Annotated in this window: 20 protein-coding genes and 1 tRNA gene; 16 read left to right on the plus strand and 5 right to left on the minus strand. The window is 64.0% G+C overall.

All coding sequences use genetic code 11. From position 1 onward, the window contains the following. Positions 1–55: 55 nt before the first annotated feature. Positions 56–2,275, plus strand: a complete 2,220-nt coding sequence (locus tag C7G42_RS30050; protein ID WP_106952518.1) for a DNA/RNA non-specific endonuclease — start codon at positions 56–58, stop codon at positions 2,273–2,275. 31 nt (positions 2,276–2,306) lie between these two features. On the opposite strand, the gene C7G42_RS30055 is transcribed toward C7G42_RS30050, so the two are convergent. Continuing rightward, complete coding sequence (locus C7G42_RS30055; RefSeq protein WP_106952519.1) at positions 2,307–3,197, minus strand: LysR family transcriptional regulator; 891 nt, start codon at positions 3,195–3,197, stop codon at positions 2,307–2,309. Between the two features lie 97 nt (positions 3,198–3,294). Between C7G42_RS30055 and C7G42_RS30060 the strand changes: the two genes are divergently transcribed. The 8 genes from C7G42_RS30060 (at position 3,295) to C7G42_RS30105 (ending at position 11,052) form a co-directional block, all read left to right on the plus strand. Continuing rightward, positions 3,295–4,278: an NAD(P)H-dependent flavin oxidoreductase gene (locus C7G42_RS30060; protein WP_106952520.1), complete on the plus strand. Its 984-nt coding sequence runs from the start codon at positions 3,295–3,297 to the stop codon at positions 4,276–4,278. Between the two features lie 11 nt (positions 4,279–4,289). Continuing rightward, positions 4,290–5,366: an NAD(P)H-dependent flavin oxidoreductase gene (locus C7G42_RS30065; RefSeq protein ID WP_106952521.1), complete on the plus strand. Its 1,077-nt coding sequence runs from the start codon at positions 4,290–4,292 to the stop codon at positions 5,364–5,366. 77 nt (positions 5,367–5,443) lie between these two features. Continuing rightward, positions 5,444–5,731 (plus strand): Asp-tRNA(Asn)/Glu-tRNA(Gln) amidotransferase subunit GatC, encoded by a 288-nt coding sequence (gene gatC / locus C7G42_RS30070; RefSeq protein WP_028143922.1) that lies wholly within the window; start codon positions 5,444–5,446, stop codon positions 5,729–5,731. A 17-nt stretch (positions 5,732–5,748) separates the two neighbouring features. Beyond that, positions 5,749–5,964 carry a hypothetical protein gene (locus tag C7G42_RS30075; RefSeq protein ID WP_014494728.1) on the plus strand — a complete coding sequence of 72 codons (216 nt, stop codon included), beginning with the start codon at positions 5,749–5,751 and terminating at the stop codon, positions 5,962–5,964. Continuing rightward, complete coding sequence (gatA, locus tag C7G42_RS30080) at positions 5,961–7,436, plus strand: Asp-tRNA(Asn)/Glu-tRNA(Gln) amidotransferase subunit GatA (RefSeq protein WP_106952522.1); 1,476 nt, start codon at positions 5,961–5,963, stop codon at positions 7,434–7,436. The genes C7G42_RS30075 and gatA overlap by 4 nt, the downstream gene beginning before the upstream one ends. Beyond that, positions 7,427–7,729: a hypothetical protein gene (locus C7G42_RS30085; protein WP_106952523.1), complete on the plus strand. Its 303-nt coding sequence runs from the start codon at positions 7,427–7,429 to the stop codon at positions 7,727–7,729. The genes gatA and C7G42_RS30085 overlap by 10 nt, the downstream gene beginning before the upstream one ends. Then, positions 7,726–9,204: an Asp-tRNA(Asn)/Glu-tRNA(Gln) amidotransferase subunit GatB gene (gatB, locus tag C7G42_RS30090; protein ID WP_106952524.1), complete on the plus strand. Its 1,479-nt coding sequence runs from the start codon at positions 7,726–7,728 to the stop codon at positions 9,202–9,204. Before C7G42_RS30085 ends, gatB begins: the two co-directional genes overlap by 4 nt. Before the next feature lie 1,581 nt (positions 9,205–10,785). Continuing rightward, a complete protein-coding gene (locus C7G42_RS30105; RefSeq protein ID WP_106952525.1) occupies positions 10,786–11,052 on the plus strand; it encodes a hypothetical protein in 267 nt (88 codons plus the stop codon). Positions 11,053–11,495: 443 nt separating this feature from the next. Here C7G42_RS30105 and C7G42_RS30115 read toward each other — a convergent pair. Further along, positions 11,496–11,588 (minus strand) — tRNA-Ser (locus C7G42_RS30115). 804 nt (positions 11,589–12,392) lie between these two features. Between C7G42_RS30115 and C7G42_RS30120 the strand changes: the two genes are divergently transcribed. Further along, positions 12,393–13,964, plus strand: coding sequence for a porin (locus tag C7G42_RS30120; protein ID WP_106952526.1), 1,572 nt, complete (start codon positions 12,393–12,395; stop codon positions 13,962–13,964). 461 nt (positions 13,965–14,425) lie between these two features. Here C7G42_RS30120 and C7G42_RS30125 read toward each other — a convergent pair whose 3' ends face one another. Continuing rightward, on the minus strand, positions 14,426–16,870 hold the full coding sequence (locus C7G42_RS30125; protein WP_199581211.1) for a transglycosylase SLT domain-containing protein: 2,445 nt from the start codon (positions 16,868–16,870) through the stop codon (positions 14,426–14,428). Positions 16,871–17,165: 295 nt separating this feature from the next. Here C7G42_RS30125 and dapA point away from each other — a divergent pair, with 295 nt between their 5' ends. The 4 genes from dapA to C7G42_RS30145 are packed head-to-tail and all read left to right on the plus strand — an operon-like array spanning position 17,166 to position 19,643. Continuing rightward, positions 17,166–18,056, plus strand: a complete 891-nt coding sequence (dapA, locus tag C7G42_RS30130) for a 4-hydroxy-tetrahydrodipicolinate synthase (RefSeq protein WP_106952528.1) — start codon at positions 17,166–17,168, stop codon at positions 18,054–18,056. Positions 18,057–18,110: 54 nt separating this feature from the next. Further along, entirely contained in the window at positions 18,111–18,524 is a 414-nt protein-coding gene (gene mscL, locus C7G42_RS30135; protein ID WP_106952615.1) for a large conductance mechanosensitive channel protein MscL, read from the plus strand. Positions 18,525–18,583: 59 nt separating this feature from the next. Then, positions 18,584–19,057 carry an SsrA-binding protein SmpB gene (gene smpB / locus C7G42_RS30140; RefSeq protein WP_061847806.1) on the plus strand — a complete coding sequence of 158 codons (474 nt, stop codon included), beginning with the start codon at positions 18,584–18,586 and terminating at the stop codon, positions 19,055–19,057. Between the two features lie 4 nt (positions 19,058–19,061). Next, the gene (locus C7G42_RS30145; RefSeq protein WP_106952529.1) at positions 19,062–19,643 is read left to right on the plus strand and encodes a peroxiredoxin; all 582 of its coding nucleotides are present in this window, start codon (positions 19,062–19,064) and stop codon (positions 19,641–19,643) included. Here the strand turns inward: C7G42_RS30145 and C7G42_RS30150 are convergent. Together C7G42_RS30150 and C7G42_RS30155 are read right to left on the minus strand one after the other, a co-directional pair. Next, complete coding sequence (locus tag C7G42_RS30150; protein WP_106952530.1) at positions 19,640–20,314, minus strand: uracil-DNA glycosylase; 675 nt, start codon at positions 20,312–20,314, stop codon at positions 19,640–19,642. The genes C7G42_RS30145 and C7G42_RS30150 overlap by 4 nt on opposite strands. Further along, complete coding sequence (locus C7G42_RS30155) at positions 20,295–20,942, minus strand: LabA-like NYN domain-containing protein (protein WP_094977558.1); 648 nt, start codon at positions 20,940–20,942, stop codon at positions 20,295–20,297. Before C7G42_RS30155 ends, C7G42_RS30150 begins: the two co-directional genes overlap by 20 nt. A gap of 329 nt (positions 20,943–21,271) precedes the next feature. On the opposite strand from C7G42_RS30155, the gene rpoZ reads away from it, so the two are divergent. Both rpoZ and C7G42_RS30165 read left to right on the plus strand, forming a co-directional pair. Then, positions 21,272–21,664, plus strand: a complete 393-nt coding sequence (gene rpoZ / locus C7G42_RS30160; protein ID WP_008133017.1) for a DNA-directed RNA polymerase subunit omega — start codon at positions 21,272–21,274, stop codon at positions 21,662–21,664. Positions 21,665–21,869: 205 nt separating this feature from the next. Then, entirely contained in the window at positions 21,870–24,152 is a 2,283-nt protein-coding gene (locus C7G42_RS30165; RefSeq protein WP_106952531.1) for a RelA/SpoT family protein, read from the plus strand. Positions 24,153–24,242 lie beyond the last annotated feature (90 nt).

Below are 24,242 nucleotides of genomic sequence, written 5' to 3' on the forward strand. Positions count from 1 at the left end.
GCATTTTTTAGGCGCCGGCCACGTCCAATTTCATCCCGTCATTTGAGAGGTCACAATGCTCATCAAGCCAAGCCTGATCGCGGGCTCAGAACGGCGATTCAAGCAAGCCGAATTCTCACCTGAAGCCTTGAACCGGAAACTGGGCGACGGTCCGATCGAGATGACCGTCGAAAAGATGCGCGTGCGCCAGCGCCAGCTGCTGGCCGAGACGCAGGACGTGGAGAAGGCCGAGATCGGCCTGGAGCGGATCATCCAGGGCAATGATCTCGACAGCATCAACTATCTCGCCAAGGGGACTGGCGCCTCGCGCTCGGTCTGCCGCATTCAGCTCAGGGATCTCAAGTCGAACCTGCTCGGCTACGGCTCGGGCTTTCTGATCGGGCCAGGCCTGCTGTTGACGAACCACCATGTCTTCGGCAAGCCGGCCGACGCCGCCAATTCGATCGCCGATTTCAACTACGAGCTCGACATCGCGGGGCAGGAGCGCGTGCCGGTGCGGTTCGGCTTCGAGCCGGGCAAGTTCTTTTACACCAATGACAGGCTGGATTTCTCCATCGTCGCGGTGGCGTCGACCTCGCTGTCCGGCGGGGAAAAGCTCGAGGATTGGGGGTGGTTGCCGCTCAGTGGCGCGCCCGGCAAGGCAGATCCCGGTGAGTACCTCACCATCGTCCAGCATCCCAGCGGGCAGATGAAGCAGGTCTGCGTGCGCGAGAACAAGCTGCTCAAATATGTCGGCGACTTCCTCTGGTACAACACCGACACGACGGCGGGATCGTCGGGCTCGCCGGCATTCAACCGCTTCTGGCAGGTGGTCGCGCTGCATCACAGCGGCGTGCCCCGGAAGGATACACAGGGCCGCACCCTGACCAAGGACGGCAAGGTGTGGAAGGCATCGATGGACGAGTCGCTGATCGACTGGATTGCCAATGAAGGCATCCGGATCAGCGCGATCGTCGCCGATCTCAAGGTTGCCGTCGGCTCCCATCCCCTGATCCAGCCGGTGCTGGACGAGGAAGAGCCGCCGCTCCGGATCGTGGTCGAGAAGGCTCGGCCGCCGGTCGCCGCGCCTGCTTTCGGCACCAATTTCTGGGTCGAGCAGTCCCTGGACGGGACCTCGCTGGTGGTCCCGATCCGCGTGCCGTTGCCGACGTTCAGGACGGACATTCCGTTCGTACCGCCGGCACCCCTGCCGGGTCCCGCGGGAGGCAACGGAGGAGGCGCGAACGGCGGCATGCAAAACGGCGGCAAGCCGTTGCTCTCCCCGCCGGCCCGCCTCCCGTCGAACATCAGTGTGAACGGCCTGCCAATGGAGGCCGTGCATATCGATCAGAGCACGCTGAAATCGCGTCCCGGATACAAGCCGAATTTTCTCGGCACCGGGAAATTCTCGGTGCCCTTGCCGAAGATTCCAACCGCTCTCAAATCCGAGATCGCGACGCTCAAGGGGAATTCCAGGCAGTCCGAGCTGAAATATTTCAACTACAGCGTCGTCATGAACAAGCAGCGCCGGCTCGCCTTCTTCAGCTGCGTCAATATCGACGGCGGGCAGCAGCAGGACGTCGGCAAGCGCGAGGGTGATTCCTGGCTGCGAGATCCGCGCATCGACGACGATGCCCAGATCGGCGACGAGTTCTACCGCAAGCAGGCGACTCTCGAGGCGGACCGCAGCAAGAATCCATTCGACCGTGGCCATCTCGTGCGCCGGCTGGACGCCACCTGGGGCGACACCGTCGCCGCGGCCAAGCAGCATGGTGACGATTCCTTCCATTTCACCAATTGCTCGCCGCAGTTCTTCTCGTTCAACCAGGGCAAGCAGCTCTGGGCGGGACTGGAGGATTACACCCGCGATGTCCTGCTCGAAGGCGAGGAGAAGGGCATCGTCATGAACGGTCCGGTGTTCGACGGACCGGACGCCGATGACTCCGATCTGCCCAATCCGGCCGGGCGGCCGCGCAAGGATCCGAGCTTCGGCGGCGTTCAAATCCCGAAATATTTCTGGAAGATCCTGATCCGACGCAACGAGGACGACGACGCGCTCAAGGCGGCGGCTTTCCTGATGAGCCAGCGAAAGCTGATCATGGACATCGATCGCATCCAGGAGGTGGATCTGCGCGAGAAGATGTCGGAGGAGGATGTCAGCGTCTTCCAGGTCTCGATCGCGGACCTCGCGAAACTGACCAGGCTCGACTTCGGCAATCTCGCCGATTCGGATTCGCACGAGGCGACCTCGGTCGGCCCGCGGCGGATCGAGTCCTATGAGGACATTCGACTCTAGAACAAGCGCAGCCTGACGCGGTGTCGCCGTGTCAGGCTGCGATGACGTCCCGGTCGGTTTTCAGGCAAGCGGCAAAGCCGGCCAGTGCGCTGGATTGATGTCCGGCGCGACGCTGGATGAAGAGTGTCTCGACCCGCGCATGCGAGGCGCCCAGGGTGTGGATCGAGACGGTGCCATTCATCGCACTGCGTTCGACGACCGCGCGCGGCAGCAACGTCACGCCCATGTCGGCGGCGACGCAGCCGATCATGCCGTCGAGCGTGCCGAGCTCGAAGCGCGCGGCTGAAGGCCACCCGAACTCGACGAAGATCTGCTCGAGCCGCTGGCGATAGGTGCAGCCGGTGCGGAATACCAGCGCGGTCGGGCCGGACTCCGGCGTGCCGGCGCGCAGCTCGGCAAGCGAAGCCCAGCGTCGCGCACTGACCAGCACCAGCTCCTCGCGGAAGGCGCCCGTCGCAGTGAGGTCGTCATGCGCGATCGGCCCTGCGACGAAGGCACCATCGAGCGCACCTTCGAGCACGCTTGCGACGAGGTCGGCGGTCGGCGCGGTCCGCAAGGACAGGCGCACGGCGGGACAACGGCGGTGGAAATCGGCGAGCAGCGGCGGCAGCCGCACTGCCGCGGTCGTCTCCATCGAGCCGATCGCGAGCGGTCCCTTCGGCTCGCCATCATCGCGCGCGGCGAGCACGGCCTCGCGCGAGAGCGCGGCCATGCGTTGCGCGTAAGGCAAAAGGCGCTTGCCGGCGCCGGTCAGTGTCATGCCGCGGCTGTGGCGTTCGAACAGCGGCGTGCCGATCTCCGCCTCCAGCGCCTTGACGCGCTGGGTGACGTTGGATTGCACGGTGTTCAGCTCTTCCGCAGCGCGGGTGATGCCACCGGTACGGGCGACTGCGGCAAAAGTCTTGAGATCGCCGAGTTCCATGATGTCGTTTCTCTTTTCAGATGGCAACGTTCGCTACAATTCATTTTTCGAGAATGCTAGTCGGGCCTAGTCTCGCTGTCCAGATCAGGAAAGAGTCATGCCGATCACGACATCGCTGGCCACGCTGCTTGAGATCAGCCATCCCGTCCTGCTGGCGCCGATGGATGTCATTGCGGGCAGCCGTCTGGTCGCGGCGGTGAGCCGTGCCGGCGGCTTTGGCATTCTGGGCGGTGGCTATGGCGAGAGGATTTGGTTGCAGCAGGAGACGGCGAAGCTCGCCTCCCTGTCCGTGCCGTTCGGGATCGGCTTCATCACATGGAGCCTTGCCAAGCAGCCCGAGCTTCTCGACATCGCGCTGGCGGCAAAGCCGTCGGCGATCATGTTGTCGTTTGGCGATCCCGCGCCGTTCGCAGCCAGGATCAAGTCGGCCGACGCGCGTCTGATCTGCCAGGTTCAGGACGAAGCGATGGCGCGGCAGGCGCTCGATGCCGGCGCCGATATTCTGATCGCGCAGGGAACGGAGGCGGGCGGTCACGGCGCCTCCCGCACCACGGTCGATCTCGTGCCGGGGATCGTCGATCTTGCCGCGGGCGTGCCGGTGGCCGCTGCCGGCGGCATTGCCGACGGGCGCGGGCTCGCCGCCATGATGATGCTGGGCGCGAGCGGCGTGCTGCTCGGCACGCGCTTCTATGCAAGCGTGGAGGCCGACGGCGCGGAGGAGGCCAAGCGGCGCATCTGCGCGGCGAACAGCGGTTCGACGTTGCGCGGCATCATCTTCGATCTCTCCCGCAACAATGTCTGGCCGGCGCCGTTTACCGGCCGATGCCTGGTCAATGATCACGCCCGGCGCTGGATCGGCCGCGAAGTCGAGCTGATGCAGAATGTCGCTGCAGTCGCGGCGGAATATGCGGCGGCAAAAGACGCCGGAAATTTCGACGTCGCGGCCGTGATCGCGGGCGAGGCGGTCGGACTGATCCATGATATTCCACCGGCAGCCGAGATCGTCGAGCGGATTGCGGCTGAAGCGGAGCAGCTTCTTGCCGGCCGCCGCAACTCCATCGCGCCCGTCGCCCGAATTTAGAGAGAACAACCATGTGGCCTGACCGTCGACTGATCGACCTCTTCAAGACCGAATTTCCGATCGTGCTGGCGCCGATGGCCGGCGTGATGGATGCGGAGCTGGTGATTGCCGTGGCAGAGGGTGGTGGGCTCGGCTCGCTGCCGAGCGCGATGCTGTCGCCGGAGAAGGCGCGCGAGCAGGTCAACATCATTCGCCAGCGCGTGAAGGCGCCGGTGAACATGAACTTCTTCTGCCATACGCCGGTTGACCTTTCGACTGAGGCCGAAGCGCGCTGGAAGCAGCGGCTCACGGCCTATTACACCGAGCATGGTCTCGATCCAGCAGCGCCCATCTCTGCGGCGAACCGCGCTCCCTTCGACGCTGCGTTCTGCGAGGTCGTCGAGGAGCTGAAGCCCGAAATCGTCAGCTTCCATTTCGGCCTGCCGGAGCAGGCGCTGCTCGAGCGCGTCAAGGCGGCCGGCTGCCTCGTCATCTCGTCGGCGACAACGGTGAAGGAAGCCGTCTGGCTCGAACAGCACAGCGTCGATGCCGTGATCGCGCAAGGCGCCGAAGCGGGCGGCCATCGCGGCATGTTCCTGACCGACAAGATTTCCGAGCAGCCCGGCACGTTTGCGCTGGTGCCGCAGGTCGCCGATGCCGTGAAGGTGCCGGTGATTGCGGCCGGTGGCATCGCGGACGGACGCGGCATCGCCGCCGCCTTCGCGCTCGGCGCCTCGGGCGTGCAGATCGGCAGCGCTTACTTGCGCTGTCCGGAATCCAAGGTCTCGCCGGGAGGCCGCAAGGCGCTGGCTGAAGCGCGGGACGATTCCACCGTGATCACCAATGTCATGACCGGGCGCCCGGCGCGCGGCGTCCAGAACCGCCTGATGCGCGAGGCCGGTCCGATCTCGCCGGACGCACCGCCGTTCCCCCATGCCGCGACCGCGCTGGGGCCGCTGAAAGCGGCTGCCGAAAAGCAGGGCAGGGTCGATTTCACCAATCTCTGGGCCGGCCAGGCCGTGGCGCTGGGCCGCGAGGTCCCCGCGGCCGAATTGACCCGGGATTTTGCCAAATCCGCTCTGGCCCGGATGAAGGCGCTGGCTGACTGAGGCCAGTCACCCGGTTGCGGCGCAAAACCGGCCTCTGCTATACGGCACATGGGTTTTGCCGTGAGAGGCCTTATATAATGTCCGTCGACGCCGCTACTGTCCGCCGCATCGCGCATCTGGCGCGCATTGCGGTTTCCGAGGGCGAGGTTCCGCATCTGCAGGGCGAGCTCAACGCCATGCTCGCCTTCGTCGAGCAGCTCTCGGAGGTCAATGTCGAGGGCGTGGAGCCCATGACATCGGTCACCCCGATGCAGATGAAGAAGCGGCAGGACGTGGTCGATGACGGCGAGATCGCCGACGATATCGTTGCCAACGCGCCTGCGACCGAAGGCCACTTCTTCCTGGTGCCGAAGGTCGTCGAGTAGTTTTTAGGACCTGTGTCATGTGCATGCTTTGCGACGACGAGAAGGCCTATCAGGCCTACATGAACTATCTCGACAAGATGGAGCGGCAGGGCAAGGCTGCCGATCCCAACGTCGCCGTCAATGCCGTGCTCGACGAGATCGAGGCCGCCGCGAACGCCGCCGCCAAGAAAAAAGACGACCCGGCCAACGACAAGACCCTGTCTCCGTTCTTCTGCAGCCCGATCAATAAATGACCGATTTGACATCGCTGACGCTCGCCGAGGCCCGCAAGGGTCTCGCGGCCAAGACTTTCACGTCCCTCGAGCTGACCGACGCGCATCTGAGCGCAATCGAAGCCGCGCGGGTGCTCAATGCCTTCGTGATGGAGACGCCGGAGCAGGCGCGGGACATGGCGAGGGCCGTGGACGAGAAGATCGCCAAGGGCGATGCCGGCCCGCTCGCCGGCATCCCGCTCGGCATCAAGGATCTGTTCGCGACCAAGGGCGTGCGCACCACGGCGTGCTCGAAGATCCTCGGCAATTTCGTGCCGACTTACGAGTCCACCATCACCTCGCAGCTGTGGCGCGACGGTGCGGTGATGCTCGGCAAGCTCAACAATGACGAGTTCGCGATGGGCTCGGCCAACGAGACCTCGTGCTTCGGTCCGGTCGGCAATCCCTGGCGGCGCGAAGGAAGCAACACGACGCTGGTGCCGGGCGGTTCGTCCGGCGGCTCGGCCTCGGCCGTGGCGGCGCTGCTCTGCATGGGTGCGACCGCGACCGACACCGGCGGCTCGATCCGTCAGCCGGCGGCCTTCACCGCGACCGTCGGCATCAAGCCGACCTATGGCCGCTGCTCGCGCTGGGGCATCGTCGCCTTTGCCTCCTCGCTCGACCAGGCCGGTCCGATCGCACGCAGCGTCCGCGACAGCGCGATGCTGCTTCGCTCGATGGCCGGCCACGATCCCAAGGACACGACCTCGGTCGACATCCCCGTGCCGGATTACGAGGCCGCGATCGGCAAATCCGTGAAGGGCATGAAGATCGGCATCCCCCGGGAATATCGTCTCGACGGCATGCCGGCCGAGATCGAAAAACTCTGGAGCGAGGGCGCCGCCTGGCTGAAGGCGGCCGGCGCCGAGCTGGTCGAAGTCTCGTTGCCGCACACGAAGTACGCGCTGCCGGCCTACTACATCGTGGCGCCGGCCGAGGCGTCCTCGAACCTCGCGCGCTATGACGGCGTTCGCTATGGCCTGCGCGAGCAGGGCAGGAACATCAACGAGCTCTACGAGAACACCCGCGCCGAGGGGTTCGGTGCGGAGGTCCGTCGCCGCGTCATGATCGGCACCTATGTGCTCTCGGCCGGCTATTACGATGCCTATTATCTGCGCGCGCAGAAGGTGCGCACGCTGATCAAGAAGGATTTCGAGGATTGTTTCGCGCGGGGGGTCGACGCGATCCTGACGCCGGCGACGCCATCGGCGGCCTTCGGCATCGGCGAGAAGGGCGGCGCGGATCCGGTCGAGATGTATCTCAACGACATCTTCACGGTGACCGTCAACATGGCGGGCCTGCCCGGCATCGCCGTGCCCGCGGGCAAGGACGCGCAGGGTCTGCCGCTCGGCCTGCAATTGATCGGCCGCCCGTTCGAGGAGGAGACGCTGTTCTCGCTCGGCGAGGTGATCGAGCAGGCCGCCGGCCGCTTTACGCCTGCGAGGTGGTGGTGAATGCCGCCGCGTTCATCGCAAGCCTCGACGGCGCGGCGCCCGCGCCGGCTCTGAACGCGTCGCTTAGAGGTCTCTGGTGGGCCGCCAAGGGCGATTGGGACCAGGCGCACAGGATCGTCCAGGACGACAACAGTCGTGACGCGGCCTGGGTGCACGCCTATTTGCACCGCGTCGAAGGCGATCTCGGCAATGCCGGCTATTGGTACCGCCAGGCCGGTCAGCCCGCTGCAAAGGATTCATTGGAAGCGGAGTGGGAGCGGATCGCTGCCACGCTGCTCGGGAGCACGACATGACCACGGCCACGCACAAGCTTCTCAACGGCGCCACCGGTGACTGGGAGGTCGTCATCGGCATGGAGATCCATGCCCAGGTGACGTCGAAGTCGAAACTGTTCTCCGGCGCGTCCACCGCGTTCGGGGGCGAGCCGAACTCGCAAGTGTCGCTGGTCGATGCCGCGATGCCGGGCATGCTGCCCGTCATCAACGAGGAATGCGTCAGGCAGGCTGTCCGGACCGGGCTCGGTCTCAACGCGCAGATCAACCTGCGCTCGGTGTTCGATCGCAAGAACTATTTCTATCCGGACCTGCCGCAGGGCTACCAGATCAGCCAGTACAAGTCGCCTGTCGTGGGCGAGGGCGAGGTGATCGTCGATCTCGACGGCGGCCGCAGTGTCTCCATCGGCATCGAGCGGCTGCATCTTGAGCAGGATCCCGGCAAGATGCTGCACGACCGGTCGCCGTCGCTGTCCTACATCGACTTCAACCGCTGTGGCGTGGCGCTGATGGAGATCGTCTCGAAACCGGACATCCGCGACGCCGAGCAGGCCAAGGCCTATGTCACCAAGCTGCGCTCGATCATGCGCTACCTCGGCACCTGCGACGGCGACATGGAGAAGGGATCCTTGCGCGCCGACGTCAATGTGTCCGTGCGCAAGCCCGGCGCGCCCCTCGGCACCCGCTGCGAAATCAAGAACATGAACTCGATCACCTTCATCGGCCAGGCGATTGAGTATGAAGCGCGGCGCCAGATCGAGATCCTGGAGGACGGCGGTCAGATCGAGCAGGAGACGCGCCGGTTCGATCCCAGCAAGGGCGAGACGCGCTCGATGCGGTCCAAGGAAGAGGCGCACGACTATCGCTACTTCCCCGATCCCGACCTGCTGCCGCTCGAATTCAGCCAGCAATTCGTCGACGAGCTGAAGGCGAAGCTGCCGGAGCTGCCGGACCAGAAGAAGACGCGCTTCGTCGCCGATCTCGGCCTCTCGGCCTATGATGCGAGCGTGCTGGTCGCCGAGCGCGAGAGCGCGGTGTTCTACGAGACGGTGCTCGACAAGCTCGGCAACCGCGCGCGCGACGGCAAGACGGCGGCGAACTGGGTGATCAACGAGCTGTTCGGCCGTCTCAACAAGGAAGGCCGGGACATTACGGCCTCTCCGGTGAGCGCCGAGCAGCTCTCGGGCATCGTCGATCTGATCGGCGAGGGCACGATCTCGGGTAAGATCGCCAAGGATCTGTTCGAGATCGTCTGGCAGGAGGGCGGCGATCCCCGCGCGCTGGTCGAAAGCCGCGGCATGAAGCAGGTCACCGATCTTTCGGCGATCGAAAAGGTCGTCGACGACATCATCGCCGCCAATCCCGACAAGGCCGCACAGGTCAAGGACAAGCCGCAGTCGCTCGGCTGGTTCGTCGGGCAGGTGATGAAGGCATCAGGCGGCAAGGCCAACCCGCAGAGCGTCAACGACCTGCTCAAGTCGAAGCTCGGCATCTGATCTCGCACGTTCGAACGAGGTGACGGATAAGTTCGTCACCTCGTTTTCGTTCCTCGGCTGCGACGCCCGCCCGCATCCTCTCCGGTAAACTTCATCCCATCGATGGCGACGCGGCGGCCGAATCGCCGTCACGCGATTCGCGCAAAACGGCGGCTCGCAGACGCTCCGACGAGCGCTCGCGGCATTATTCATGAAAATATTTTCGTTGCCAAAAATCGCGACTCAGAGTCCGCGAAACGCCTTTGCGAGGTGATCTCGACCATCACGATGCGCATCGTCGGGTCGATCGTGCACGATACGTGCGTGCAGAAAAATACTTGCTGCATAGAGTTTTCTGCAATCGCATCTGTTGCAGACATCGACGATGCGGGCACTCCGCGCGATCGTGCAAACACGTCATGCAGCGTGCTTGCATCGCGCTCGCCAAGCGCACGCGTCTTGCGTCGTCAACACTTCTTTAAGCGAGACGCTGTTTTTTTCGTTGTGTTGGTGTATTCGGGATGAGTGTGCACTCGATCCCCGAATGCATGCAGCGATTAAGCCATCTCACACATCGGAGGGCAACATGGCCAAGAAAGCTAAGAAGGCAAAGAAGGCGAAGAAGGCGAAGAGCGCAGTGAAGAAGACTGCGAAGAAGACCCGCAAGGTCGCCAAGAAGAAGTAACTTCGCTTCTGAAGTTGCCGGCTCCTCGAGAGCCGGCACGTCATCAGCGCCTCCTGGAGGTTCTGGTCGACGATAGAGGGTGTCGGCGAGACATCAGGTCAACGGTCGGACCGTTCTGTTTTGCGGTCCGGCAGAAGAAACAAGTTTTCTTCGTTCGGTGTGGGGCCGGTTCTCCGGTTCTGCAATTTCACGAGTAGCCTCGCGGTCAAAGTGGAATCTGGTCCTGACGTGTTCGCCGACGCCCTCGTTCTCCTGAGGCCGGGGTATTGCCGGCATTTCCTTTTCCCAACATTGCTGATCTGACCACGGCGTGATCGTTGCGCTCGCCGCTTCACCTTGGGCTGGTGAGGGCTGCAGCCCGATTGAGCGCTGCTCGCACGCCGCTTCCGCCATTCGCGCTGTCATCGCCGGGCCTCGACCGGGCGATCGAGTCCGCCCAGGCTTCGCGTGCCACACGTCTCGGGAGTGCCGGGTCATCGGCCTGCCGCCTTCGCTGTCGTTTCTGCGCTCCAGGACGACGGGTCCCCGCGAATGCCTGGACAGTGGCCGGCCGCGGGTGCCGACAGCGCGTGGGAACGCCACAGGATGAGTCCCACCGCGCGCGATGGTTATCGATGTCCCAAAATTCCAGGGTAAACCAAATCTGACGAATCGTAGAAGTGCCTGCAAATCAGGGACTTTTCGAATTCTGCGCGTCGGTGCCGCGCGCTCGCGTTTACGTCTGCTTCATCGCGATACTTAAACTGCCATTCAAATTTGCCCGCCATCATCACCTCCAACAAGCCGGCAAACGGCCTTGAGCAAGAAGACTAAGGGAAGAGTTGAACAGTGCACGGCCCCAGAAAGGGTCATGCACATCAGAGTTGGACGGGAGCCGCGCTCGGGGGAGCAAGGCACAAGAAAAAAGGGGATGCGTTATGTTTCAGGGTACTTTCGATCTGGAGACGGCAACGCCGATCAACGCGACCGCATTGTCGGACGTGTTGTTCGAGCGCGGGATCTATTGGGCGAGCGGCCGGTCCGGGCTCGTCGATCTCGTCGCCGCGCACAAATGGTTCAACCTCGCCGCCCTGAAGGGCCGCAAGGACGCCGTGACGCTGCGCCAGGAAATCGCCTCGCAGATGTCGGAGGCCGAGATCTCGGCCGCACAGCGCGAGGCGAGGGCGTGGGTCTCCACGCACTGAACCGAGCATCGCATCCGCACCCGTGTTCGCACGGGTGGACGCAATTGCGCTGAATCATGTCTTTACGTCATGCCGCCACACAAGACCCGTGCGGCATGAGCGAGCCCGACACCGATGAACGATGGCTGCCGATTCAGATCGCTCCCGATGAGTGCGATCTGGAACTCGGACGTCCGCACAAGGCGGGGCTTTGCCCTGGTCGTTTCCGTGCCGGCGCAGGTCCGGCGTCTGGTACAATTATCTGGGCAGGCGAGGCGGTGCTGATTTCACCCTCGCATTGGCGGATCTGGCGGTTCCACCGCTAGTCGCAGACCCAAGCACATACCCACACATATAAGGTGGTGCGAATCGAGCCGAGTTCGCCGCGCCGATCCTTGCGGCAGGCTTTCGCGCCCGACTTCAGGTTAAAGAGCGCACAGATCTTGATTGATTCTGCTGCTGGGTGGCGGAGAGGGAGGGATTCGAACCCTCGATACAGCTTGAGACCGTATGACGCTTTAGCAAAGCGTTGCCTTCAGCCACTCGGCCACCTCTCCGGTGCGAGCCTTATGCATCTAATTGCTTGGGCTGGTCAATTTGTAAGCGCGTGTTTGTGCTCGAATATTCCCAGCGATTTTCGCAACGAAGCAGTTTGCTCCCGGGGCATGACCGTAACGTTGCGAGAATGGGCCCAGAGCTGCAGCCTCCAGGGACGGTTTCGCCGACGGAGAACCTCTTTGCTGGCGTAAGAGGCTGAGTTTTCTGGAAGAATCAAGAGTTTCGGGAGCGGGCGGTCGAAAGTTCGAATCGGGTGGTCTCCGCCGGCTTGCCCAATAGCCCCACTATCCACAGACGGTGCGTGTCGCGCACCTCGAGGCCGCCGCCTGCATCGTTCCAGAAGACGCGGAGCAGGGCGATGGCTTCCTCCTTGAGTCTCCCTGTGATTCCACGATTCGCGCGCGTCAAAGCCTCTCCCCGCCAGGATCTCGCCCGCGGCGTCTAAAGCAGGGAACTTTGACGGCAGATGGAACCGCGTTAAAAACACAAGAGAAAACAATGCCTTGCGAGGGCGCTGTGATCACATCTGCGTGTTATTTGTGCAACACCCGTCGGAAAACAAGCTTCTCAGGCCCGTTTCGAAGCGTTCTCTTGTTGTGTGTGCAAGGACGTTCGGTAATTGTGACTGAGCGACGGAGGGGGGCATCCCGAGGTCGTCCCGTTTAGGTTATTCGCTTAAGTCCCTCGCGTTCATGCGGGTGTGTCCGAAGACGCGAAGGAGCCCAAAGCGGTGATTTAAAGGGGGTTGGGGAATTGGCCGTCCGGTCAGTGACCTTCCCTGAAGAGCAACTTGGAGGTTTAACATGAAGTTGGTTAAGAGCCTTTTGCTCGGCTCAGCGGCGGGTCTGATCGCCGTGGGCGGAGCTCAAGCAGCAGATCTGCCCGTGAAGGCCAAGGCGGTCGAATACGTGAAGATCTGCTCGCTGTACGGCGCGGGCTTCTACTATATCCCGGGCACCGACACTTGCATCAAGCTGGGTGGTTATCTGCGCGCTGAAGTCGCGCTGAACACCAACTCGGACTTCAGCGGCCAGCTCACCAGCAACAACGGTGCGCGCAATCGTCTGACGAACTACTACACCATGCGCGCTCGTGAAGATCTCAACATCGACACGCGCACCGCGACCGAGTACGGCGTCGTCCGTACCTTCTTCGACGGCGTGTTCTCCTGGACCACCGGCAACTACGCCGGCACGGGCAGCGCGACCGGCACGACCGCCTACAGCGGCACGCTGGCGCTCAACACCTCCGGCGCCACCCCGGCGCTCGTTGGTTCGTCGATCAACGGCACCGACGGCAACACCTCGGGCGGTTCGCTCGGCGTGTACTACGCCTTCATCCAGTTCGCTGGCTTCACCATGGGTAAGGCCGTGTCGCAGTTCGACGCGCCCTGGACCAACTATCCCGGCAACAACTTCGACAGCCTCGTCGGCGGTTCCGGCACGGTCACTGGTGTCAACCAGTTCACCTACACCGCTGACTTCGGTCAGGGCGTGACGGCGTCGTTCTCGGCTGAAGACGCGACGGCTTACTACCAGGCCGGCAACCTGAACATGTCCGGCGCCTCGGCGGCTGGCATGATCGGCGGCTCCTATGGCTCGAACGCCATCGGCGGTTCGCGTTCCCCGAACCTCGTCGGTATGGTTCGTGTCGACCAGGCTTGGGGTCTCTTCCAGGCGTCGGTCGCTGCGCATGACAACCACGTTGCCTACTACGGCGCTACCGAGCCGACTGGCCACCCCGACGACAAGTGGGGTTGGGCTGTTCAGCTCGCTCTGTCGATCAAGAACATCCCGACTGGTGCGGGTGACGTGATCAACATTTCGGGCGTCTACACCGACGGCGCGTCCCGCTACAACTTCCAGAACCTGGCGGGCGGCAGCTACTCGATGTTCGGCAACTCCGGCATCGCCTACCAGAGCGTCGGCTTCGCCATCGCTCCGGACACCGTGTTCATCACGGGCGGCGCGCAGGAAACCGTCAAGACCTGGGGCTTCCGTGGTGCTTACACCCACAACTGGGATGCCTACTGGAACACCGCGCTGTACGGTGCCTACGCTCAGGCGCAGTACGGTTCGCTGGCCAAGACCACGCTCTGCGGCGCCGGTGGTGCTGGCGGCGTGTTCGGCGGTCTCGCCGGTGTGACGGGTTGTAACCCTGACTTCGCCATCGGCCAGATCGGTATCATCACCCGCTGGACCCCGGTCAAGAACCTCACCTTCTCGGCTGACCTGAACTGGACCCATCTCGACCAGAAGTACTCCGGTACTGTTGGTTACGCTGGTTCCGGCACGACGGCCAAGCCGGCTGCTGTGTACGAGCTGAAGGATCAGGACACCATCACCCTGCTCCTCCGCGCTCAGCGCAACTGGTAAGTTCGGTCTAACGACCTGACAGAGAGCCCCGGCGGGAAACCGCCGGGGCTTTTGTTTGTGCCGCGGTGCTTGCCTTCTCGCTTCGCGCAACGGGCCAAGTTGGCGCGTCGCTCTCCATTGATCGGTTTTGGTTGGGATCTGATGGAAGCGGTTATGGGCGAGGGGGCTCCGCGCCTCCCATCCCTGACATGGCGCGCAGGCGGAGGATTGCCGTTGGCCGGCGTGCCCGCGCCAACGCCTCGCTGATCTGCCTTTGCAGCGGTGGCGACAGGCGCTTTCATCTGCACCGCGAGGCAACGGTGAGCTTGCCGATCTGGCCGCAGCCTGTCGCAGCGCTCAAGGAGTGCGTCGAGGAGGCTCGCCCCAGGATCGCCTTGGATCTCTGGATATGCGGCGGCTCAAGTCCTACCGAGACAGCGCTCGCCACCCCTGGTCGCGGCTGCGAAGCGAAGAGCGGATCGTTATTCCACGCTGCCGGCGCCGCGGCGCAGATCGGCTTCGATCTGCAGGCGCGTGCCGCCGCCGAAGCGGGCCCGGTAGACCTGCAGGTTCTCCATGATCCGCTGCACGTAATTGCGGGTCTCGGAGAACGGAATAAGCTCGACCCAGTCGACCGCGTCGACCTTGGGGTCGCGCGGATCGCCGTAGCGCTCGACCCACTTCTTCACGCTGCCGCGGCCGGCATTGTAGGCGGCAAAGGTCATGATGTAGGAGCCGCGATAATCCTCGAGCAATCCGCCGAGCTCGGCCGAGCCGAGCGTGGCGTTGTAGACCGAATCGTTCTTCAGCCGCCCAAGATCGTAAGTCGCGCCGTGCCGCTTGCAGACATAACGCGCGGCGTCGGGCGTCACCTGCATCAGGCCGTAGGCCTGCGCCGGCGAGACCACTGACGGATTGAATGCGCTCTCCTGCCGGGCGATCGCATAGACGATGCTGCGCTCGACTTCGGGACCGATCGGCGTGAACTGCGGAATGCCGTTGACGGGGTAGGCGTAGAAGTCGAACGGCAGGCCGCGGTTGAGTGCGGCCTTGCCGAGCAGCAGCATGCCGCGCGCATCGTTGTAGCGCTGCGTCAGCTCGCCGAGGCCGGCGAGCGCTTCGGGATCGCCGTTCTCGCCCATGTCGGCAAGCAGCGGTATCGCCATCTCGCGCTCGTCGAGCTCGTAGAGCAGCTGCGCGGCGCGCACGATCTCCAGCCGCTCGGCGCCACGGCCGCGCGGCTGGCTGTTGAGCTCGATCTGCGGCAGGCCGAGCTTGGCCCGGGCGAGCTGGCCGTAATAGCTGGTCGACTGTTCGGCGGCACGAGCATAGGCGTTGCGCGCCTCTTGCTGGCGCCCTGCGGCTTCCGCGGCGCGGCCCTGCCAATAGCCGGCACGCGCCAGCGCGGTCGGGTTGACGCTGCCGACGCCGATGCGCGCGAAATGCTGGGTGGCGGCCGCGGGGTCGTTGAGGAAGCGCAGCGCGATCCACCCGGCCGTGAACTCCTGCTCGGTTTTGTAGATGTCGCGCGAGGGCAGCGCGGCGTCGCGCGCGATCAGATAGGCGCTGCGGAATTCCTCGGTGTCGATCATCTTGCGCGCCAGGAGGCGCCGCTCGATCCACCATTCGTCGAGATTGTGGAGACGACCCGGATCCTTCGGCGCCGATAGCATGAGCTGCGCTGCCTCGGCGAACTTCTCCTCGCGGCGCAGCAGCTGGATCTTGCTGAAGATGAAGCCGGGGTCGTTGTGCAGCTCGCGGGGCACGGCGTCGAGCAGCGCGCGCGCGTTCGGCGCCTTCTTGACCGCGGCGATGCGGGCCTTTGCGAGTGCGACATAGCCCGCACCCAGGCGCTTTGCGGCGCGCAGCGCGGCCTCGTTCTCGCTGCCGTAGAGCAGGGTGTCCATCCGCGCCTTCTGATCGCCCGGCGTCAGCAGGGCGCCGAACTGGTCGAGCGCGTTGTTCTCGGTGTCCTCGGACATCGGATCGCTGCGCCAGGCCTCGCGCACCAGCCGCTCGGCATTGGCGCGGTCGCCGCGCGCCAGCATCGCCTTGGCGAGCGTGAAACGGCCCTTGGCGGACACGGGTGATTCATTCTCGAACCACGACCAACCGACGGACTCGTCGCGCCTGTCGTCCCACATCGCGGCCTCGAGGCGGCGGCGCAGGAAGGTCTGCGACGGCCAGCTCGGATTGGCGGAGAGGAAGGCGCGGTAGCGCTCCACGGTGGCGCCATTGTCCTCGCTGCGCAGGATGATCCATTCCGCCAGTTTTCGCGCGACCGGATCCGAGATGCCTGCTGCGACGTTGCTGGCTTCACCCGCCTTGCGCTTGCGCACGAGCTCGATGACGCTCTCGAGGGCATCCTTGTCACCCTGCGGCGTCGAGGACGTCGCGGCGACAGCGGCCGGGATGACCGGCTTGCGCGGCGCGGCATGCTGGCGAGTCGCCGGAGCCAGCACGGGCGCTGCTGCCGGCCTGACGGCGGGGGCGGCAGGTCTGACGGTGGCCGTCACGGCCGGCGCGGATGCGGCTTTCGGCGGCGAGGCGCTGGCGGCCGGATGCGATTTCGGCGGAGCTGCTGCTGCGGCAGGCTTGGGCTTGTCCTTTGCGGGCTCTTTTCCGGCGCTCTTGCCGGCGTCCTTGCCAATCTCCTTGGCCGGTTTCTTCGCAGCGTCCTTGGCCGGAGCGCCGGCGGCACCCTGGCTCGCGCCTTTGCTTGCGCCCTTGCTGGCTCCTTGGCTTGCTCCTTTGGCCGCGTCTTTCGAAGTTTCCTTGTCGGTTCCCTTGGAGGCGCCCTTCGCAGCGTCCTTGGTGGTGTCCCTGGCGGTATTCTTGGCGGCCGGCTTCGCGGTATCCTTGCCCGCTTCCGCGGTCGTCTCATTGGACTTGGCCAGGGCGGCGCAGCCGACCGTCAGCCCTGTCATCAGGCACATTATCAGACGGGTGGATCGCCAAACGGCACGAGGGAATGAGGTCACGGCGTTTCGTCGCCCCGAATCAGTCAACTGGCCCAAGACCTGTCTCTACAAGATCTAGCTGTATTTGATTGAATATGCGGACAAAATACCAACAGCCGCTTACCGCGGCCCGGTTTGCACCACCACCGCGGCAAAATCGCGGCCTAAACGGTGTGTCACACGGAAGCGGGCCTTTTACCGGCGGGATAGACCCGATATGAAAGGGGCTTGCTCAAGAGATAGCCGCGTACGGAGGAAGTCCATGGCAGCCAAGACGAAATTCCGGGGGTCCTTCACCGCCTTGGTCACGCCGTTCAAGAACGGCTCGCTGGACGAGGCGGCGTTCCGATCCCTGGTCAACTGGCAGATTTCGGAGGGCACCAACGGCCTGGTCCCGGTCGGGACCACCGGCGAGAGCCCGACGCTCAGCCATGACGAGCACAAGAAGGTGGTCGAATGGTGCATCGCTGAAGCCAAGGGCCGCGTGCCCGTCGTAGCCGGCGCCGGCTCCAACTCGACCAAGGAAGCGATCGAACTCGCCCAGCACGCCGAGAAGGCGGGCGCGGACGCCGTGCTGGTGGTGACGCCTTACTACAACAAGCCGACCCAGGAAGGCATGTACCAGCACTTCAAGGCCATCAACGACGCGATCGGCATTCCGATCATCATCTACAACATCCCGCCGCGCTCGGTGATCGACATGTCGGTCGACACCATGACGCGGCTGTGGGAGCTGAAGAACATCGCCGGCGTCAAGGACGCCACCGCCAGCATGGTGCGGGTGTCGCAGCAGCGCGCGGCGATGGGCGAGGATTTCAACCAGCTCTCGGGCGAGGACGCGACCATCATCGGCTACATGGCGCATGGCGGCCACGGCTGCATCTCGGTGACCTCCAACGTCGCGCCGCGCCTGTGCTCGGAGTTCCAGGCCGCCTGGGCCAGGGGTGACCATGCCACCGCGCTGAAGATTCACGACAAGCTGATGCCGCTGCACAACAACCTCTTCATCGAGAGCAACCCGGCACCGATCAAGTACGCCATGTCGCTGCTCGGCAAGCTCGACGAGACGCTGCGGCTGCCGATGGTGCCGGTCACCGAGCCGACGCGCGTTGCCGTGCGCAGCGCCATGGTTCATGCTGGGCTGATCAACTGATGGGTTGACCAAAACGGGGAGGCCGTCATGAGCGTCGATGAAAAGGGCAGGCGGATGCTTACGGAGTTCCGCGAATTCGCCATGAAGGGCAACGTCGTCGATCTCGCGGTCGGCGTCATCATCGGTGCGGCCTTCGGCGCCATCGTCACCTCCTTGGTCGGTGACATCATCATGCCGCTCATCGGCGCGGCGACCGGCGGCCTCGACTTCTCGAACTACTTCGCCCCCTTGTCGAAGGCGGTGACCGCCACCAACTTAGCGGATGCGAAAAAGCAAGGCGCCGTACTTGCTTACGGCAGCTTCCTGACGCTGACGATCAACTTCATCATCGTCGCTTTCGTGCTGTTCCTGGTGATCCGCGCCATGAACACTCTGAAGCGAAAGGAAGAGACCAAGTCCGCGGAGCCGCCGAAGCCGTCGGCGGAGGTCGTGCTGCTGACCGAGATCCGCGATCTCCTCAAGAAGTGACGCGCGCGCTTCACCCAGACTGTTAGCATTGCTGCGCATCGCGCTCAGGTCTCATTGCCATGGCTGATAAGAACGAACGTCCGATCAAGGTCATGGCGGAAAATCGCAAGGCCCGCTTCAACTATGCGATCGAGGATACGATCGAGGCGGGGATTGCGCTGACCGGCACCGAGGTCAAATCGATCCGCAACGGCAAGAGCACGATCGCGGAATCCTACGCCGACTCCAAGAACGGCGAGATCTGGCTGATTAACGCCACCATTCCCGAATATCTGCAAGGTAACCGCTTCAATCACGAGCCCAAGCGGCCGCGAAAATTGCTGCTCCATCGCCGGCAGATCAACAAGCTGATGGGCGCCGTCGACCGCGAAGGCATGACGCTGATCCCGCTCAAGCTCTATTTCAACGAGCGCGGGCGCGCCAAATTGCAGCTGGCGGTTGCAAAGGGCAAGAAGCTGCACGACAAGCGCGAGACCGAGAAGAAGCGCGACTGGAGCCGCGAGAAGGGCCGCCTGATGCGGGCGAGGGGATAGCGAGATGAATCAGCGCAACCTGCTCGAGGTCGATTGGAGCCAGATCCCCGCACCTGAAGACGACGGCGCGGCCGCGCATCTGGCCGGCATGACGCTGCCGCCAATCGGTCTGCTCGCGACCGACGACACCTCGGTGACGCTGTCGGCGATGCGTGGCCGGACCGTGGTGTTTGCATATCCCCGCACCGGCGAACCCGGCAAGATTTCGTTGGTCGACGATTGGGACATGATCCCGGGCGCGCGCGGTTGCACGCCGCAGACTTGCGCGTTTCGTGATCTGTTCGCCGAACTGAAGGCCGCCGGCGCGGCGCAGGTGTTCGGTCTTTCGACGCAGAGCAACGCATACCAGACCGAGATGGCGTCACGGCTGCATCTGCCGTTCCCCGTGCTGTCGGACGAGAAGCTGGCGCTGACGCGCGCCCTGAACTTGCCGACGATGGAGGTCGCAGGCCTCACGCTGATCAAGCGTCTCGCGCTGATCGTCGACGACGCCCGCATCACGCACGTGTTCTATCCGGTGTTTCCGCCCGACCGGAACGCGGGCGACGTGCTCGACTGGCTGAAGGCCAATCCGGTCCGCGCCTAATCCAGATCCGCCTTCACCTTCGCGAACACCGAGCGGAACATGTCCGGCGTCAGCACGCGGGTGTTCGTGTTGTAGCGCGAGCAATGATAGCTGTCGTAGAGCCTGAACGCGCCGGCCTGATGCACGGCGCCGTGGCTGAAGGGGGCCTGCGAGGCCTTCAGGTTCAGCGGCTTCAGCACGCTGTCGTGCGCAATCCGCCCGAGCGCGATGATCGCGCGCAGCTTCGGCATCGTCTCGAGATTTGCCACCAGAAACTGCCGGCAGGTGTTGATCTCGACCGGCAGCGGCTTGTTCTGCGGCGGCACGCAATGCACTGCGTTGGCGATCCGGCAGTCGACCAGCTTCAGGCCGTCATCGGGACGCGCCTGATAGCTGCCCTTGGCGAAGCCATATTCGAGCAGCGTGGCGTAGAGCAGGTCACCAGCATAGTCGCCGGTGAACGGCCGCCCCGTGCGGTTGGCGCCCTGCATCCCCGGCGCGAGGCCGACGATCAACAGGCGGGCCTTGATGTCGCCGAAAGGTGCAACAGGCGCATTGTGCCAGAACGGCTCTCGCGCCCGGTTCGCCTCGCGAAAGGCGACCAGACGCGGACAGAGCGGACAATCGCGGTCGGGAACGACGTTGGGAGACTGGCGGCTTGACCGGGCCGCCTCACTCCTCGAAGTCGTCATCGCCCCTCGGCGCCATCGTGGTTGCGCGCTGGAGGAATTGCGGGGCGTGGTGGCGTCCCTCACCACGCTCGCCGCGGTCACGCGGGGCGGGGCGTTCGGACGGATCGCGGCCGAGCTTGGATTGCAGCTCGACGAGATCGGTGAAGACGTCGGCCTGGCGGCGCAGTTCGTCGGCGATCATCGGCGGCTGACTGGCGATGGTGGAGATCACCGTGACCCGCACGCCGCGGCGCTGCACGGCCTCGACCAGGGAGCGGAAGTCGCCGTCACCGGAGAACAGCACCATCTGGTCGATGTGCTCGGCAAGCTCCATGGCGTCCACGGCGAGCTCGATGTCCATGTTGCCCTTGACCTTGCGGCGGCCGGAGGCGTCGATGAACTCCTTGGTCGCCTTGGTCACGACGGTGTAGCCGTTGTAATCCAGCCAGTCGATCAGCGGGCGGATCGAGGAGTATTCCTGATCCTCGATGATCGCGGTGTAGTAGAACGCCCGGAGCAGCGTCCCGCGGCTCTGAAACTCCTTCAGCAGGCGCTTGTAATCGATGTCGAAGCCCAGGGTTTTCGCCGTCGCGTAGAGATTGGCTCCGTCGATGAAGAGCGCGATCTTGTCGGTAGAGGAAGGTGACATTCAGTTTGCTCGCGTAGTGGTCGTGATTGATGTTTTATTGTTGGCGCGGCGACAGCAGGCCGCGCATTTCTAGTGTGCCGCTGAGACCCGTCGAAACCGCACATCCGGAGAAGTCGGGGCAATCAAGGTATAGTTATGACGGACTTGCATACACCCGGCGCCGCCCTCGATGGCAGCCCGGGACACCACCCATCCCAGCCCCAATGTGGGGGTAGCAGAGCCGTTTGGCGAGGCCAAATCACAAATTGGCCTTGCGAAACCGCCCCAGCCCCTATAACTAGCGCCAATCATCCACATATTTCGTCCCACCCACAACGGAGCGACAGTTCATGGCTCGCGTCACCGTAGAAGATTGTATCGACAAGGTCGACAACCGGTTTGACCTGGTCCTGCTGGCCGCCCACCGCGCCCGCATGATTTCGTCCGGATCACAACTAACGGTTGACCGCGATAACGACAAGAACCCTGTTGTGTCTTTGCGCGAAATTGCTGACACGACGATTTCGCCCGAGGACCTCCGCGAGGAGCTGGTGCACTCGCTCCAGAAGTTCGTCGAGGTCGACGAGCCCGAGCCGGATACGGTGCCGCTGATCGGTTCCGCGGGCGCGAGCGTCGATGCGGACGACACCGAAGTCGCCGTCGAGCGCATGACCGAAGAGGAGCTCCTGAAGGGTCTCGAAGGCCTTGCGCCGCCCGAGGAGCAGCCCGAGGAAGACGAGTAAATCGTCCGTCGCGATCGTCGATGTCCTGTGATCTTATCAAAGGCCCGAACCATTGTTCGGGCCTTTGCTTTTGTTGACGTTTTCGTGGTTACCATAACGTGGCGGTTGGTGATGCGTCCTGTCACTGAATTGATCGGACACAGGCGCGATCGGCGCTAAGATGTATGCAACGGGCAGGCCCAGACCCGTTTGAAGGCAGGACGGGATGGTATATCGGCGCCGCAGATCCACGCAGATGCAGGCCGCAACCGAATCGGTTGCCGTGGCCCCGACTGCGCCGGTCGCGCGCCCGGCCAAGCCCCGAGCCCGCATGATGCGTCAATATGACCTCGTCGAGCGGGTCAGGTCCTACAATCCCAACACCGACGAAGACCTGCTGAACCGCGCCTATGTCTACGCCATGAAGGCGCATGGCTCGCAGACCCGCGCCTCGGGCGATCCGTATTTCTCGCACCCGCTCGAAGTGGCGGCGATTCTCACTGACCTGAAGCTCGACGACGCCACCATCGTGGCCGCGCTGCTCCACGACACCATCGAGGACACCGAAGCGACGCGGGCCGAGATCGACCAGATCTTCGGGCCGGAGATCGGCGCGCTGGTCGAGGGCCTGACCAAGCTGAAGCGGCTCGAGCTGGTGTCGCGGGAGGCCAAGCAGGCCGAGAACCTGCGCAAATTGTTGCTGGCCATTGCCGACGATGTCCGCGTGCTCCTGGTCAAGCTCGCCGACCGCCTGCACAACATGCGCACGCTGGATTTCGTGCCGACGGAATCGCGCAGGCGCATTGCCGAGGAGACGCTCGATATCTATGCGCCGCTGGCGGGGCGCATGGGCATGCAGGAAATGCGCGAGGAGCTGGAGGATCTGTCCTTCCGTACCCTCGATCCCGAAGCCTATTCGGTGGTGATGCAGCGCCTCGACGCGCTCGCCGAACGCAACCGCAATCTGATCGGCGAGATCGAGGACCAGCTCTCCAACAATCTGCGCCATCGGGGCCTCGGCGCACGCGTCTATGGCCGTCGCAAGAAGCCGTTCTCGATCTGGACCAAGATGGAGCGCAAGTCGGTCGGCTTCGAGCAATTGTCCGACATCTTCGGCTTTCGTCTCGTCGTCAACGACATCGAGGCCTGCTATCGCGCGCTCGGCATCGTCCACACCACCTGGCCGGTCGTGCCGGGGCGCTTCAAGGACTATATCTCGACGCCGAAGCAGAACGACTACCGCTCGATCCACACCACGGTGATCGGCCCCGGCAACCAGCGCGTCGAGCTGCAGATCCGCACCGAGGCGATGGACCAGATCGCCGAGCGCGGCATCGCTGCGCACGTGTTCTACAAGGAGGGCGTGGGGTCGCCGACCGAATTCCTCAAGCGCGAATCCAACGCCTTCGCTTGGCTGCGCCACACCATCGGCATCCTCTCGGAGAGCGCCAACCCGGAGGAATTCCTCGAGCACACCAAGCTCGAGCTGTTCCACGATCAGGTGTTCTGCTTCACTCCGAAGGGCAAGCTGATCGCGCTGCCGCGCCATGCCAACGTGATCGACTTCGCCTATGCCGTGCACACCGACGTCGGCAACAGCGCGGTGGGCTGCAAGATCAACGGCCAGTTCGCGCCGCTGTCCTCGGAGCTGCAGAACGGCGACGAGGTCGAGGTGCTGACCTCGGAAGCGCAGTCGGCGCCGCCTTCGGCCTGGGAGACGCTTGCGGTCACCGGCAAAGCGCGCGCCGCGATCCGCCGCGCCACGCGCACGGCCGTGCGCGATCAATATGCCGGGCTCGGCCGGCGCATCGTGGAGCGCCTGTTCGAGCGCGCCAAGATCGAATACGCCGACGACAAGCTCAAGGGCGCGCTGCCGCGGCTCGCACGCACCTCGATCGAGGACGTGATGGCGGCTGTCGGGCGCGGCGAGATCAAGGCCTCCCACGTCGCGCGGGCGATGTATCCCGACTACAAGGAGGAGCGCATCGCGCGCTACGGCGTCAAGAAGGGGCTTGCCGCCAAGCTCAAGGAGAAGTCCTCCGAACCGCGCAGCCCGGTCGCAATCCCGATCCGCGGCATCAATTCCGACCTGCCGGTGAAGTTCGCCCCCAACGGCGGCGCCGTGCCGGGGGATCGCATCGTCGGCATCGTGACGCCGGGCGAGGGCATCACGATCTACCCGATCCAGGCGCCGGCGCTGAAGGATTTCGAGGAGGAGCCGGAGCGCTGGCTCGACGTCCGCTGGGACATCGAGGACTCCGCGCCGCAGCGCTTCCCCGCCCGCATCCGGGTCGAGAACGTCAACGAGCCCGGCGCGCTGGCGCAGATCGCAACCGTGATCGCCGAACACGACGGCAACATCGACAACATCAGCATGCAGCGCCGCTCGCCGGACTTCACGGAAACGACGATCGATCTCGAAGTTTACGATTTGAAACATTTGAGCGCGATCCTGGCCCAGTTGCGTGCGAAGGCGGTCGTCGCCAAAGTCGAACGTGTTAATGGATGAGTTCTGTCGTTGCCGGGCTAGACCCGGCAACCCATCTCTTCGAAGAAGATGGATGCAAGGGTCGCGCCCGCGCATGAGAAGTTGAGAGAG

Source organism: Bradyrhizobium sp. MOS003 (genome assembly GCF_003020125.1).
Classification (GTDB): Bacteria; Pseudomonadota; Alphaproteobacteria; order Rhizobiales; family Xanthobacteraceae; genus Bradyrhizobium.

Excerpts from the sequence above, each read along its gene's own strand:
- C7G42_RS30050 (WP_106952518.1), top strand. The coding sequence starts at position 56 with ATGCTCATCAAGCCAAGCCTGATCGCGGGCTCAGAACGGCGATTCAAG.
- C7G42_RS30055 (WP_106952519.1), bottom strand. The coding sequence starts at position 3,197 with ATGGAACTCGGCGATCTCAAGACTTTTGCCGCAGTCGCCCGTACCGGT.
- C7G42_RS30060 (WP_106952520.1), top strand. The coding sequence starts at position 3,295 with ATGCCGATCACGACATCGCTGGCCACGCTGCTTGAGATCAGCCATCCC.
- C7G42_RS30065 (WP_106952521.1), top strand. The coding sequence starts at position 4,290 with ATGTGGCCTGACCGTCGACTGATCGACCTCTTCAAGACCGAATTTCCG.
- gatC (WP_028143922.1), top strand. The coding sequence starts at position 5,444 with ATGTCCGTCGACGCCGCTACTGTCCGCCGCATCGCGCATCTGGCGCGC.
- C7G42_RS30075 (WP_014494728.1), top strand. The coding sequence starts at position 5,749 with ATGTGCATGCTTTGCGACGACGAGAAGGCCTATCAGGCCTACATGAAC.
- gatA (WP_106952522.1), top strand. The coding sequence starts at position 5,961 with ATGACCGATTTGACATCGCTGACGCTCGCCGAGGCCCGCAAGGGTCTC.
- gatB (WP_106952524.1), top strand. The coding sequence starts at position 7,726 with ATGACCACGGCCACGCACAAGCTTCTCAACGGCGCCACCGGTGACTGG.
- C7G42_RS30105 (WP_106952525.1), top strand. The coding sequence starts at position 10,786 with ATGTTTCAGGGTACTTTCGATCTGGAGACGGCAACGCCGATCAACGCG.
- C7G42_RS30120 (WP_106952526.1), top strand. The coding sequence starts at position 12,393 with ATGAAGTTGGTTAAGAGCCTTTTGCTCGGCTCAGCGGCGGGTCTGATC.
- C7G42_RS30125 (WP_199581211.1), bottom strand. The coding sequence starts at position 16,870 with ATGACAGGGCTGACGGTCGGCTGCGCCGCCCTGGCCAAGTCCAATGAG.
- dapA (WP_106952528.1), top strand. The coding sequence starts at position 17,166 with ATGGCAGCCAAGACGAAATTCCGGGGGTCCTTCACCGCCTTGGTCACG.
- mscL (WP_106952615.1), top strand. The coding sequence starts at position 18,111 with ATGCTTACGGAGTTCCGCGAATTCGCCATGAAGGGCAACGTCGTCGAT.
- smpB (WP_061847806.1), top strand. The coding sequence starts at position 18,584 with ATGGCTGATAAGAACGAACGTCCGATCAAGGTCATGGCGGAAAATCGC.
- C7G42_RS30145 (WP_106952529.1), top strand. The coding sequence starts at position 19,062 with ATGAATCAGCGCAACCTGCTCGAGGTCGATTGGAGCCAGATCCCCGCA.
- C7G42_RS30150 (WP_106952530.1), bottom strand. The coding sequence starts at position 20,314 with ATGACGACTTCGAGGAGTGAGGCGGCCCGGTCAAGCCGCCAGTCTCCC.
- C7G42_RS30155 (WP_094977558.1), bottom strand. The coding sequence starts at position 20,942 with ATGTCACCTTCCTCTACCGACAAGATCGCGCTCTTCATCGACGGAGCC.
- rpoZ (WP_008133017.1), top strand. The coding sequence starts at position 21,272 with ATGGCTCGCGTCACCGTAGAAGATTGTATCGACAAGGTCGACAACCGG.
- C7G42_RS30165 (WP_106952531.1), top strand. The coding sequence starts at position 21,870 with ATGGTATATCGGCGCCGCAGATCCACGCAGATGCAGGCCGCAACCGAA.